General features: G+C 37.3%; 12 protein-coding genes and 2 riboswitches. Of the genes, 3 read left to right on the top strand and 9 right to left on the bottom strand.

Features of this window, described 5'->3' with window-relative positions; genetic code table 11:
- Positions 1-5: 5 nt before the first annotated feature.
- Both AZF08_RS02845 and AZF08_RS02850 read right to left on the bottom strand, forming a co-directional pair.
- Positions 6-830: a DUF4037 domain-containing protein gene (locus AZF08_RS02845; RefSeq protein ID WP_033672529.1), complete on the bottom strand. Its 825-nt coding sequence runs from the start codon at positions 828-830 to the stop codon at positions 6-8.
- A gap of 223 nt (positions 831-1,053) precedes the next feature.
- Positions 1,054-1,269 carry a DUF3912 family protein gene (locus tag AZF08_RS02850; RefSeq protein WP_033672530.1) on the bottom strand — a complete coding sequence of 72 codons (216 nt, stop codon included), beginning with the start codon at positions 1,267-1,269 and terminating at the stop codon, positions 1,054-1,056.
- 251 nt (positions 1,270-1,520) lie between these two features.
- On the opposite strand from AZF08_RS02850, the gene AZF08_RS02855 reads away from it, so the two are divergent.
- Positions 1,521-1,832: a hypothetical protein gene (locus AZF08_RS02855; protein WP_033672531.1), complete on the top strand. Its 312-nt coding sequence runs from the start codon at positions 1,521-1,523 to the stop codon at positions 1,830-1,832.
- Positions 1,833-1,866: 34 nt separating this feature from the next.
- On the opposite strand, the gene AZF08_RS02860 is transcribed toward AZF08_RS02855, so the two are convergent.
- The 7 genes from AZF08_RS02860 to AZF08_RS02890 form a co-directional block, all read right to left on the bottom strand.
- Complete coding sequence (locus AZF08_RS02860) at positions 1,867-2,355, bottom strand: hypothetical protein (RefSeq protein WP_033672532.1); 489 nt, start codon at positions 2,353-2,355, stop codon at positions 1,867-1,869.
- A 13-nt stretch (positions 2,356-2,368) separates the two neighbouring features.
- A complete protein-coding gene (locus AZF08_RS02865; RefSeq protein WP_033672533.1) occupies positions 2,369-3,346 on the bottom strand; it encodes an HD domain-containing protein in 978 nt (325 codons plus the stop codon).
- A 3-nt stretch (positions 3,347-3,349) separates the two neighbouring features.
- Entirely contained in the window at positions 3,350-3,727 is a 378-nt protein-coding gene (locus AZF08_RS02870) for a nucleoside 2-deoxyribosyltransferase (RefSeq protein WP_033672534.1), read from the bottom strand.
- Between the two features lie 97 nt (positions 3,728-3,824).
- On the bottom strand, positions 3,825-4,103 hold the full coding sequence (locus AZF08_RS02875) for a DUF3966 domain-containing protein (protein WP_033672892.1): 279 nt from the start codon (positions 4,101-4,103) through the stop codon (positions 3,825-3,827).
- A gap of 80 nt (positions 4,104-4,183) precedes the next feature.
- The gene (locus tag AZF08_RS02880) at positions 4,184-5,242 is read right to left on the bottom strand and encodes an undecaprenyldiphospho-muramoylpentapeptide beta-N-acetylglucosaminyltransferase (RefSeq protein ID WP_033672535.1); all 1,059 of its coding nucleotides are present in this window, start codon (positions 5,240-5,242) and stop codon (positions 4,184-4,186) included.
- A gap of 18 nt (positions 5,243-5,260) precedes the next feature.
- Positions 5,261-8,662, bottom strand: a complete 3,402-nt coding sequence (metH, locus tag AZF08_RS02885; RefSeq protein WP_033672536.1) for a methionine synthase — start codon at positions 8,660-8,662, stop codon at positions 5,261-5,263.
- The gene (locus AZF08_RS02890) at positions 8,662-10,494 is read right to left on the bottom strand and encodes a bifunctional homocysteine S-methyltransferase/methylenetetrahydrofolate reductase (protein WP_033672537.1); all 1,833 of its coding nucleotides are present in this window, start codon (positions 10,492-10,494) and stop codon (positions 8,662-8,664) included. Before AZF08_RS02890 ends, metH begins: the two co-directional genes overlap by 1 nt.
- Before the next feature lie 71 nt (positions 10,495-10,565).
- A riboswitch (SAM riboswitch) is annotated at positions 10,566-10,676 on the bottom strand.
- 203 nt (positions 10,677-10,879) lie between these two features.
- Positions 10,880-10,993, top strand: a riboswitch (SAM riboswitch).
- Between the two features lie 185 nt (positions 10,994-11,178).
- Between AZF08_RS02890 and AZF08_RS02895 the strand changes: the two genes are divergently transcribed.
- Positions 11,179-12,291 carry a methionine biosynthesis PLP-dependent protein gene (locus AZF08_RS02895; RefSeq protein ID WP_033672538.1) on the top strand — a complete coding sequence of 371 codons (1,113 nt, stop codon included), beginning with the start codon at positions 11,179-11,181 and terminating at the stop codon, positions 12,289-12,291.
- The gene (metC, locus tag AZF08_RS02900) at positions 12,288-13,451 is read left to right on the top strand and encodes a cystathionine beta-lyase (RefSeq protein ID WP_033672539.1); all 1,164 of its coding nucleotides are present in this window, start codon (positions 12,288-12,290) and stop codon (positions 13,449-13,451) included. The genes AZF08_RS02895 and metC overlap by 4 nt, the downstream gene beginning before the upstream one ends.
- Positions 13,452-13,462 lie beyond the last annotated feature (11 nt).

Raw genomic sequence — 13,462 nt, forward strand, 5'->3', positions numbered from 1 at the left:
AATAATTACTTCGCATGTCTAATCTGTTTCTTTTGCTCACAAAGATCTAATTCAGGAATGTGTGTATCAGCCAAAATCAGTACTTCTTCGATTAATACTTCCAAGTCCCTTACACTATCTTCTGGATTTCCCATCAGGATATTCGTCATTCGCTCATAAAGATTTTCAGGTTTTATTGTCATTCGTTCAATATTAAAAGGCATCCATTTAAATGCAGGGTGATGCACATACATTTTATTAAGACCGAATAAAACACCAAATACATTCTTTTGTACTTCACACATTACATCGCATAGCATAAGCCAATCTTTTCGTTTTAAAAGTGCCTCACGGTTATTCCAGCGATTACTTAGCAGAAGGTTCTCTGCAATCATCTGTTTGGAAAGTTCTAAAGGATATTCTGTGACCCTATCTTTTAGCTTTCTAATTTTGTCTTCTCCATACAAACTCACACCATCGTGAATGGAAGCTACAATGCATTGTTTATCATAATCAGTTTCATACTTGTCCACCACATCTGAAATAAAACTTTCAACCGTTACCGATAAAAAGTTACTTATTTCTAATTTAATCCCATCTTTCGTCAAATAAGATTCAGACCACTCTTCCTCTTCATACGGATGATACGACAAAATAGTTCCGCAAACATCTTTAATGGGTGCTTCACGGTCGTCATCTTCTGGTGGTGTTGACCATAAAATGTGTAATTCTATATCTGAATGTTCATCTTGCCAGTTTCTTGATACGGATCCAGCTAAAAGAATTGTATCTATTTTGGGATTTTGTTTATAAATGTCTACCATCTCTTTTGCTTTTTGCATTAAGTTCATTTAAGTTCCTCCACGTTTGATTGAACCTTTACATATTTTACTTTGCCATTATTACACTATTTCTATTTATAGATTAATAGGAATTTATTACTATATCAATTTACTTTTTCATTTTTCACAAAACTCTTTCAATAAAAAAGAGGATATATACCTTGGAATAAAGGTAGTATCCTCTTTTTTTCTATTGATTTCTATCAAAATTTCCTTTCACAGCCCGTCCTTTTTACAAATAGCCATTCTGCTCACACCATTCATGAAATTGCCGCACATCTACCCCTACTAAGACAATATCTTTTAATTCCACATCTATCATTTGATCGTCAATCACAATAATAAAATTTTGCCCTTCTTGTTTTCCTTTTTGCTTTACAATTCCAATTCGGTTCCTGTGCGGTCCATCTTTTACGTATGCTTTTTGCCCTGTAATATCAAAATTCAAGATTCTCACCTCTTTTACTGCGCTCCAATCGGAAATACTACCTCCTCTTCGGAAAATTTCCTTTCATTGCACTATTTCTGTATATATATGATGAAACAGTAAAAGAGTCCTTCCTTTATTACAATTATTTTTTCTTTGTGTCATTTTTATAAATTATACGTAAAGATTACGCAAACAAGTACTTGAAAACGCTTTCTCGAACTTATTTCATGTTATAATAGAGAAGCAGAACTTCGTAAAGAGGGAGAAAAATGGATATAACAATTATTACAAAAGTAATCGAATCATTAAAATCATATGGATTTCAAGACGTAACATACTGCGAAGACACAAAACAATTCTTATTTCATAACCATACAGATATCATGAGCGGCTATGCGGAAATCACATATAGCAGTCAATTTGAAAAGTTTAATGTGCAAATTCACCCAATTGAAACGCACCATCAAGCAGAGTTACAAGAAGTTGAAAAGCACATTCAATCTTGTATACGAAAAGTTGAGTATTTGAATGCGCTTCTCACAGGACAAAAGAAATTAACTGACAAAATTATTGTTATGTAAAAAAAGAACGTGATGATCACGTTCTTTTTTACTATTATATACTCATCTTCTCTTTCAATTGTAAACCCGTAACAGACTCTAATACATCTATCGCTTCTCCAATTGTCATATCAAAAATTGCCTTATCTTCTACATGTGGAAACTGTCTGAAACGTTTTTCTAGCATTTTCACTGAATCCGATGTAAATACTGCACTGTCAATACCAAACTCAGTTTCAAGAAGAACGATCCAATCTAGAATATGAAATCCTAATCCATTTACAAATGAAATTAACTTTTCTTCAGGTTGCGAAGATAAGAATACGTGACGTTCCATTTCACTGAAAAGTTCTTCTCCTAAAATTTCCGCAAGCTCTTCATCATGTTCACGATTTACAATTTCGTCATATCCGTAATCATCTACAATCTCTTCTACTTCTTCCCCGTCCATACAAAGTAACTGAATGCGAAGTGCACCTTTTTTAAATTCACTTTTTTGTACAACTTCTAAGAAGCTTGTTTCCCATCCTTGTTCTAATTTCATGTTTATAACTCCTTTATACCTGTTTTATTTTCAAATATATACTTTGATTGAATTTTTCTTTCGCTTTTTGATTACACAACCTCACATGTTCAGATAAGCTAGATGCCTTATACATTTTACCATTCATATGCACAAGCGGATCGATTAATCGTTCTTTACCACCTGTATAACAAATATCATAATCCTGTTCATTCTCTTCTAATACTACCTTTTCATGCAAAGTAGACAACAACCTAGTTATCTCTTCATCCTGACAATTTTTTAATTTTTGGAACAGCGTCTCATCATCGAACAAAAAATCCGCAGTATGTATCACATGGTTTTCTAACGCAAGTTGCAACACATTTGTTAATACGTAATAACTATAAGAACCTAATGGATGTAGAAAAAAATCGATCGTTTCTTTATAGTACACTTCTGTAAACCACTCTGCAGCTTCTATTGTACGCAGACAAATTTGGTCTTCCTGAACAATTAATTCATCTAAAAATGTACATACCTCTTTTTTCGAAATCATTCCATATGTATATAAATCACGAAGTGTATAATCGATTCGATCGACACATAGAGCTGGTAATGGTTGTTCCAACAGCATCCATTGTTCCCAGTTTTGAAGTATTTTAGAATTATACCCATACTTTTGTAAAATGAATGGGATATCCGACTTTTCAATAACTGTATCAAAGATAAGTTCATGATAGTCTTCATCTTTATGATGTAATACCCGATCTACAACGTGCGAAAAAGCAGTATGTGATACATCGTGGAGTAATGCCGCAATTTGCTCTGCTTCACTCCCACCCAGCCTTTTCACAAGAAGCATAACTCCAATTGAATGCTCATAACGAGTTACATTCCACTTTGGATTTACTAAAAAACTCGCACCAACTTGATGAACCTTTTTTAACCTTTGCATAGCTTCTGTTTGCAATAGTTCTTCTAGTACGCCGTCTATTTCAAAATTACCGTATATCGTATCATAAATCTGCATGACCTATGCGTCTCCTTTATTCATGACGTATGAAATAAACTCCTCCACTTCTCCTTGAAAAATATTCACTTCTGGTAAATAGTAAAACGTTGTTTGCAGCGGATTGTTTCTATGGTACAGATAGACTTTCTTTTCTAAAGCAATTGCCATACCAAGCTCTGTATGGCTACCACTTCCTCCATCTAATAAAAGCAGAAAAACATCAGCTTCCTGTATCGCCTGCTTTTCTGCTTGACCAATTTTCTGTAGTTGTTCTCTATTTGTTGCTTTTTCATTTTGAGTCCAATCATATGTATGATGCCATCCTGCCTCTTTCAATTTATTTGCTACAAATTGAACAAGATGCTTATTTTGAAAACCTGAAGCTATATAGAAATTCATCTCTATTCACTCCTTATTTATAAAAAATGAAAGGGAAACTCCTTTTAGCGTTAATAATCATAACAAAGAAGGATCTCTCCAAAAGAAACCCCCACCTTTACAACTTATTTGCGTTTAAATGGTGGGGCGTAGCATGATCCTCTTTTATTTTTTGCTTTTTATCACTTTCATCGGCTAACATATCTAGTTCTGCCGTTATTTCTGATTTTTGCAAGTTTCGTTCTTGCGAAAACTTTCTTGCAATGTAAACAATAACACTACCAACGTACAACACAAAGCATATAATAAGAGCTATATTTTCATAGAGACTCAGCTCCAACACAGTCACTCCTAATCCATTCGTATTTTTACGCTCAAAGAAATGGAATTTCCCTATTAAATCTCTGTTATTGTAACATAAATATAGCAATTCTTCGAACCTTTCATTCTACTAAAAAAGACATGATTTTTTAGTAATCATGCCTCCGTAATATGTTTGATAATGGTCTGGACTGCTTCTTTTCCATTATACTTTTCTAATTCTTTTTTATACTTCTCAGAATTATAATTTAACTCTTCTATATGTTTCATAAGAGATGTTACTGTTACATCTTCTTCATATAAAACCGCTGCGTACCCTTGTCTTTCAAACGATTGTGCATTTAAGATTTGATCTCCGCGGCTTGAAGCTTTCGGTAATGGAATTAAAATCATCGGCTTTTGCAACATTAAAAATTCAAAGATTGCATTTGACCCAGCACGTGAGATAACGAAATCTGTCGCTGCTAATACATCAGGTAATTCTCCGTGCACATATTCAAATTGCCTATATCCTTCCGTACTTTGTAACTTCTCATTTAGATTTCCTTTTCCGCATAGGTGAACAACTTGATAATTTTTAAGGAGCTGCGGCAAAGCTTCTCGTACTGTTTCATTGATTTTCTTTGCCCCTAGACTTCCTCCCATAACTGTGATTACCGGTTTTCTAGAATGAAAGCCAAGAAAACGTAATCCTTTTTCACGATTTCCACGTAACACTTCTTCCCTCACAGGTGAACCTGTATAAACCACCTTTTCTTTCGGTAAATGCTGTGCGGCCTCTTCAAATGTAACAAATAGTTTCGAAGCAAAACGGAGTGCGATTTTATTCGCTAGTCCTGGTGTCATATCCGATTCATGCAACAAGACCGGAACACGATTTAGCCATCCACCAATTACTACCGGTACAGATACAAAACCACCTTTTGAGAAAATAACATCCGGTTTTATTTTTCGTATCCGTATATATGCATCCATAACGCCCTTCATAACAAGAAAAGGATCTTTTATATTTTTTAAATCAAAATAACGGCGTAACTTTCCGCTCGCTATACTATGGTACGGGATTCCTTCGTTCTCTATAATTGTTTTTTCAATCCCTTGATGAGAACCAATATAAGAAATATCCCAACCCTTTTCTTGTAAATGTGGAATAATTGCTAAATTTGGTGTTACATGCCCCGCAGAACCGCCACCTGTAAAGACTATTTTTTTCATATGTCTCCCCCTTCTACACTATAGTACACTAAAATACCGTGCTTCTGGGTGAGAAAATACCATGGCGGTTACAGATGCTTCAGGCTCCATCATAAATCCTTCTGTTAGTGAAATTCCAATTTCCTCTGGGTGAATTAAGCGAAAGAGTTTTTCTTGATCCGCAAGCTCTGGACAAGCCGGATAACCAAAAGAAACGCGAATTCCTTGATATTTCGTACGGAATCTCTCTTCCATCGTCATCTCAGGTGAATCTGGAATTCCAAAGCGATCCCGAATCAACATATGTGTTTTTTCAGCAAGACCTTCTGCTAATTCCAGTGCTAGCGATTGGATCGCATGACTACGTAAATAATCTCCTTTCTCCTTCCATTCCTCTGCGATATCACGAACTCCTTGCCCTACTGTAACAGCTAAAAAGGCTACATAATCCATTTCATCTCCGACCGGTCTCAAGTAATCTCCTAATGTACGGTACGGTGCTTTTCCCTGTCTTGGAAATGAAAAGCGCTCTAATACACGTGTATGATCTTCCGGGTCATAAATAATAATATTTTGCCCATCACTTTGAGCAGGGAAAAATTGATAAACAGCTTTTGGCCTTAGCCAAGATTGTCCTTCTTGTAAGAGTTCATCAATTAAATTATTTAATTCATGTGCCCTCTTATCGCCTGCTTGTAATAATTTTTTCACATTTCCTTTTAAGCCAAGATGATGACCAATCAGCATTTGTCTATTTAGAAATGGCGCCAGGTGTGAAACAGGTATATCACGTAGTACGACTCGCTTGGTGGAGTCTGGTACCGTAACCTTTGCTGGTGGCAATGGTTCAATTACAGCTGGTATTACTTCTACTTTTTTCTCCTCTTGTTTCACAACATGAAGATGTCGATTTTTTTTATCCTGCTTCATCTGTTCCCGTTCTTCTTCTTTTTGTAATCGATTGATAAGATCGAGTCCTGACATTGCATCGCTTGCATACATTACGAGCCCACCATAGGAAGGTGAAATACGGTTATCAGTAAACTTTCTCGTCAATGCCGCACCACCCACAACGATCGGAATATCAATATCTGCTGCTTGTAAATCTTCCGCAGTTGTTACCATTTGTTGTGCCGACTTTACTAACAAACCAGAAAGTCCGATAATGTCTGGTTTCTTTTCTTTCACCTCTTGAACAATGCGATCGGAGCGAACATTAATCCCTAAATTGACAATCTCATAGCCGTTATTCGATAAAATGATTTCTACAAGGTTTTTACCAATATCATGTACGTCACCTTTTACTGTTGCTAGCAGCACTTTTCCTTTTTTGGCGCTATCACTTGATTCCATATAAGGCTCTAAATATGCAACAGCTGCTTTCATACTTTCTGCACTTTGTAATACTTCAGCGACGATCAACTCATTGTTATTAAATAGCCGACCCACTTCGTCCATTCCAGTCATAAGCGGACCGTTAATAATATCAAGCGGCCTTCTCCCTTCGCTAAGCGCGAGGCTTAAATCATCCTGTAACCCTTGCTTTGTTCCTTCTACAATATAATTCGCCAGTCGTTCATCAAGTGTTAATGTTTCTTGTATGGCCGTTTCTTTCTTCTTCGCACCCCGATAAAAGTTCGTAAACTCTTCTAATGTTTCTTTCGTTGTTTCAAATAATAATGCATCTGCTAACGCTTTTTCTTCCTCTGGAATGGATGCATAACGTTCTAGCTTTTCAGTATTTACAATCGCATAATCAAGCCCTGCTTTTGTTGCATGATATAAAAAGACCGAATTTAATACTTCGCGACCAGCTGGTGGCAACCCAAATGATATATTACTTACTCCTAGAATCGTTAAACACTCTGGCAACGATTCTTTAATGAGACGAATTCCTTCAATTGTTGCTTTCGCTGAGCCAATATATTCTTCATCCCCAGTTCCGACCGGGAAAACAAGCGCATCAAAAATAATATCCGATGGGCGTATACCATATTTCTTTGTTAATAATTCGTAACTTCTCTTTGCAATTTCTAACTTTCTTTCTGCACTAACTGCCATACCCTCTTCATCAATCGTTCCTACTACAATTGCCGCACCATATTTACGGAGAAGCGGCGTCACTTTCTCAAAACGCTCCTCTCCATTTTCTAAATTAATAGAATTAATGACACCTTTTCCTTGAACATACGTAAGAGCTTTTGCCATAACATTCTCATCCGTCGAATCGATCATGATCGGCACTTTTAAGACTTTCGTGACTTCTGCCAAAAAGTTCTCCATATCTTCTACTTCTTCACGGTCTGGATCCGCCATACAAATATCAATAATATGAGCGTTTTTCTTCACTTGTGCTCTCGCAATTTCAGCAGCCTCTTCAAAATTCCCTTCAGCTACTAATCTTTTAAACTTTCTTGATCCGATTACGTTCGTTCTTTCACCAACAAATAATGGACGCATCGAATCATCATATTGAAGTGCTTCTAACCCACTAATTCCATGACCTTCTCGCTCATGGTTCTCACGCGGTTTCAACTCCTCAAGTGATGCTTTTATCGCTCGTATATGATCAGGTGTTGTCCCGCAACACCCACCAACTATATTCATCCATCCTTCTTCAGCAAATCGTTTCACCTTTTCTGCAAGGGAAGTTGGCGATTCATGATAATGTCCATCCTCATCAGGAAGACCTGCATTTGGATAACAAGAAATATAGCACTCTGATAAATCAGAGAGAGAACGAATGTGCTCACGCATGAACTCTGGACCTGTCGCACAGTTCAACCCAACAGAGAGTGGCTTCATATGTTCAACTGATAAATAAAAGGCCTCAATCGTTTGTCCTGCTAAAGTCGTTCCCATTGGTTCAATCGTTCCAGAAATCATAAGGGGTACTGTTTGATTTACTTCTGTAAATGCTTGCTGAATCCCCAAATACGCTGCTTTCACGTTCCTCATATCTTGACTCGTCTCAACGAGCAATACATCAACACCGCCCCGTAACAACCCTCTTACTTGTCTAGTGTAAGCCTCAATTAATTCTTCAAATGTTACGCCACCCGTTACACTAATTGCTTTTGTCGTTGGTCCCATCGCACCTGCTACATATACTTCTTTCCCACTCTCAGTTACCGCTTGTTTTGCAAGCTGTGCCGCTCTTTCATTTAACTCCTCATCTAAATGAGATAACTCGTAATCATGCAATACGATATTCGTAGCTCCAAACGTATTCGTTTCAATAATATCTGCACCAGCTTCAATATATGCTTTATGAATTTCTAAAATCACATCTGGCCTTGTTTTTACTAAGTATTCATTACAGCCTTCATATTCTTCTCCGCCAAAATCTTCTGCCGTTAAATCCGCTTGCTGAATCATTGTTCCCATCGCACCATCTAATATTAAAATCTCCTGTTGTAATCTCTCTTCAATCGGTCTCATCAATTAATTCCCTCTTTCACGTCTTGCTTTTCCCTCACATACTTAACGAGATTTTCTGTAATTTCATATTTTAAAAATGGCGTGATGAGATAAATACCGTTAAAGTATTTCATCGCAGCATCAATTAATTCTTGTGAAATACGAATCCCCTCTTCAATCGCTGCTTCTTGTGTTTCATGCCCATCCATTCTTTCTCTCACTTCATCAGGAAGTGTAATACCCGGTACTTCAAAATGAAGAAAATCAGCATTCCGCTTACTTACTAAAGGCATAATTCCAATAAAAATTGGCTGTTCTAAATGTTTCGTTGCCTCGTATACTTCTTCAATTAAAGCTACATCATAAATTGGCTGTGTTAAGAAATACTCTGCACCAGCTGCAATTTTTCTTTCCATCCGTTTTACTGCCGCTTTTAAATGTCTCACGTGTGGATTAAAAGCTCCGCCTACAGAGAATCTTGTCGCAGGACCAATTGATTTACCTAAAATGGAACGACCGTCATTCATTTCTTTAATCATTTTAATTAATTCAATAGAAGATAAATCATATACCGAAGTTGCACCTGGAAAATCACCAACACGAGCTGGATCACCTGTTAAAGCTAACACTTCTTCCATGCCTAAAGCTGATAAACCAAGTAAATGAGATTGCAAACCAATAACATTATGATCGCGACACGTTAAATGTGTTAATACTGGAATATCATGTTTTGTTAGTAATGCACCCATTGCCATATTAGAAATACGCGGAGATGCTAACGAGTTATCCGCTAACGTAATAGCATCAGCACCTGCTCTTTTCAATGCTCTTGCACCTTCGAAAAAACGCTGTGTATCCAATGTTTTAGGAGGATCTAGTTCAACAACAACAGTCGTTTGCTTCTTCGCTTTTTCGGCAAGAGTAACATGCGTGCGAGAACGTTTCGTTTGTGTATGAATCACTTGTGGTCTTTGAACAATTTTCTTTTCTGTAACAGGTGTTACATTCGCTATTCCGCGCTTCATCCCTTCAATATGTGCTGGCGTTGTACCACAACAACCTCCAAGTAGGCGAATCCCCTGTTCGATAAATTTCGGCGTCATCGCTTCAAAATAAGCCGGACTCCCTTCATACACGTAACGCCCTTCCACATAGTTTGGCAGACCTGCGTTTGGATAAGCTGATAAATAACCATTTTCCGGAATCGATATCATTTTAAAAGCTTCCGTCATATGAAGTGGCCCTAGTTGACAATTTAAGCCGACTACATTTGCACCGTAATCTAGTAACTGCGCTAATATTCCATTCACATCATTACCGTTTTGCGTTGTACCAGCTTCATGGAGAGCTAGCTGCGCAATAATCGGAATATCTGTTTGCTTCCGCAACACTTTCACTGCATGCAGCAATTCGAATTCATCATAGAAGGTTTCTAGTAATAGTCCATCCACCTTTTCCTCTATTAATGCACTAGCCTGCTCGAGCAGCATAAATTCCCGTTCCATATCAGTGGTTGTCACCGCTCCAATATGTTTCATCCCACCAATTGTCCCTAAAATAGCATTCCGATCCTTCGCAGCTGCTTTCGCAAGTTTTACCGCCGCTCTATTAATTTGAACCACTTGATTTTCTAAACCATATATGCGCAGTTTTGCTTCATTTGCACCATACGTATTTGTTTGAATCACATCTGCACCAGCAGCTACATATTGTTTGTGGATGGATATAATTAAATCTGGATCTGATAGGTTTAACTCTTCAAAACTACTTTGTAAACCATGTGAATGTAATAACGTTCCAATTGCCCCATCACCAATAACGATATCTGTTGCTAATAAATCTAGTAATTTCACTTGTCTCCCTCTTTTCTATCAATATAAAAACCCCCTCTTCGCCTTTGAAGAGGGGGACATGAACGGTCCACCTCTCATCATGCAAAACAATTCGTTTTGCAGGTATTAGCACCGTTTCAAACATTTCGTTTGAAGGTTGCTGGGCTTCACAGGGCCTTTCCCTCCACCGCTCTCAATAAGAGTTTGTCTTTACTATTTATTTATGTGATTAAAAGGAAATACGTTCCCCTTTTAACAATGTTTGTTAATTTTTTAATAAATTTAGCATGCGATGTAATGAAAGTCAATGACACTTGCGGAAAAATAAAAATTATTTAAAATAAAGTTGCAATTCGAATATCTTTTATTGTAAAGTTAAAAGCATAATAAAATTTCATACAAAATATTCTTATCTAGAGAGGTAGAGGGACTGGCCCGTCGACACCTCAGCAACCATTAACGCAATCCGTTAATAAGGTGCTAATTCCAGCAAATTGTGACAAGATTTGACAGATGAGAAGAAGACTATATTCGACTGAAAGCCTTCTTCTTAGAAGGCTTTTTTTTATTTTTATCTCGCATTAATCGAGTATAAAAGCTCAATTGATGAGGGAACCATCAGTAGTGGATGAAACTCCCGTTGATGGAAACTTCAATTTATATCAATCTAACTCAGTGCTTTACTTTATAAAGGAGGAATTTTATATGTCAACAATCGAAACAAAGCTCGCTCAAATTGGAAATCGCAGTGAAACAACAACAGGAACGGTCAATCCCCCTGTTTATTTTTCAACAGCTTATCGTCATGAAGGAATAGGCAAATCTACCGGATTTGATTATTCACGAACTGGGAATCCAACACGTGGTCTTCTAGAGCGTGCAATTGCTGATTTAGAGGAAGGTGAACAAGGCTATGCCTGTAGTTCTGGAATGGCGGCGGTTCTTCTCGTTCTTTCCTTATTTCGTTCTGGTGATGAACTTATCGTATCTGAAGACTTATACGGAGGTACTTACCGCTTATTCTCTGAGCATGAAGAAAAGTGGAATATTCGATGTCGATACGTAGATACACAATCTATTAAACAAATAGAACAAGCTATCACTTCTCAAACAAAAGCTATTTTTATAGAAACACCAACCAATCCATTAATGCAAGTCACTGATATTGCAGCTGTTGCAACCGTTGCAAAACGACATGGATTACTCCTAATTGTCGATAATACCTTCTATACTCCCTATATACAGCAACCATTAACAGAAGGAGCAGACATTGTCCTTCACAGTGCAACAAAGTATTTAGGTGGTCATAATGATGTATTAAGCGGCCTTGTCGTTGCAAAAGGCCAAACACTCTGCGAAGAACTTGCCCACTATCATAACGCTTCCGGTGCTGTATTAAGCCCATTTGATTCATGGCTATTAATTCGCGGTATGAAAACATTAGCACTCCGCATGAAACAACATGAAGAAAACGCTAAAAAAATCGTTTCTTATTTAAGTGAGGAAGATTGTATAACTGATGTTTTTTATCCAGGAAGAGGCGGTATGATTTCGTTTCGCCTTCGCGATGAAAAATGGATCAATCCTTTCTTACAATCCTTATCATTAATTACATTTGCCGAAAGTCTTGGCGGAGTTGAAAGCTTAATGACATATCCAGCAACTCAAACACATGCTGATATCCCAGAAGAAGTACGTACAGCACGTGGTGTATGTAATCGGCTCCTTCGCTTCTCTGTCGGTATCGAAAACGGTGATGATTTAATTCAAGACCTAAAGCAAGCTATTAAACATGTAAAAGAAGGTGTGAGAATATGAGTTACTCCTTAGATACACTCTTACTTCATAACCAATATAAACATGATCCACAAACAGGAGCTGTTAACGTTCCCATCTATAACACATCAACATTTCATCAATTTGATGTAGATACATTTGGAAAATATGACTATAGCCGCTCGGGTAACCCAACGCGCGAAGCACTAGAAGACATCATCGCTTTATTAGAAGGAGGGACAAAAGGATTTGCCTTTGCATCTGGAATCGCAGCAATCTCTACTGCCTTTCTTCTTCTATCCCAGGGAGATCATGTTCTCATTTCAGAAGATGTGTACGGGGGAACGTATCGAATTGTAACAGAAGTCCTTTCTCGTTACGGTGTTTCACATACATTCGTGGACATGACAAACCTTGAAGAAGTAAAACGAAACATTAGACCAAACACCAAAGTATTTTACGTTGAAACACCATCTAATCCATTATTGAAAGTAACAGATATTCGTTCTGTTTCCAAATTAGCAAAATCTGCTGGAGCCCTTACTTTTGTTGATAACACATTTTTAACACCACTATTCCAAAAACCACTTGAACTCGGAGCAGACATAGTTCTCCATAGTGCAACAAAGTTTATTGCTGGTCATAGTGACGTTACTGCTGGATTAGCTGTTGTAAAAGATGAAGAACTTGCTAAAAAATTAGGATTTTTACAAAATGCATTTGGCGCCATATTAGGACCACAAGATTGCTCTCTCGTTCTTCGAGGCCTGAAAACATTGCACGTACGTCTCGAACATTCAGCAGCAAATGCAAATAAAATTGCTCATTATTTAAAGCAGCATTCCAAAATCCAAAATGTCTACTATCCTGGATTAGAATCGCACCCTGGCTATATCACACAACAATCACAAGCAAAATCTGCCGGGGCTGTTTTATCTTTCACGCTGCAATCAGAAGATGCGCTGCGACAATTTTTATCACAAGTAAAACTTCCTGTATTTGCAGTTAGCTTAGGAGCTGTTGAATCTATTCTCTCCTATCCTGCAAAAATGTCACATGCAGCATTATCACAAGAAGCTCGTGATGAAAGAGGTATTTCTAATTCATTACTTCGCTTATCAGTCGGCCTTGAAAATATAAATGATTTAATTACCGACTTCAAAAATGCGCTTTCTTATGTAGAGGAACCTGTGAATGCATAAGAGATTTTTAT

This window comes from Bacillus gaemokensis (genome assembly GCF_001590835.1).
Classification (GTDB): Bacteria; Bacillota; Bacilli; order Bacillales; family Bacillaceae_G; genus Bacillus_A; species Bacillus_A gaemokensis.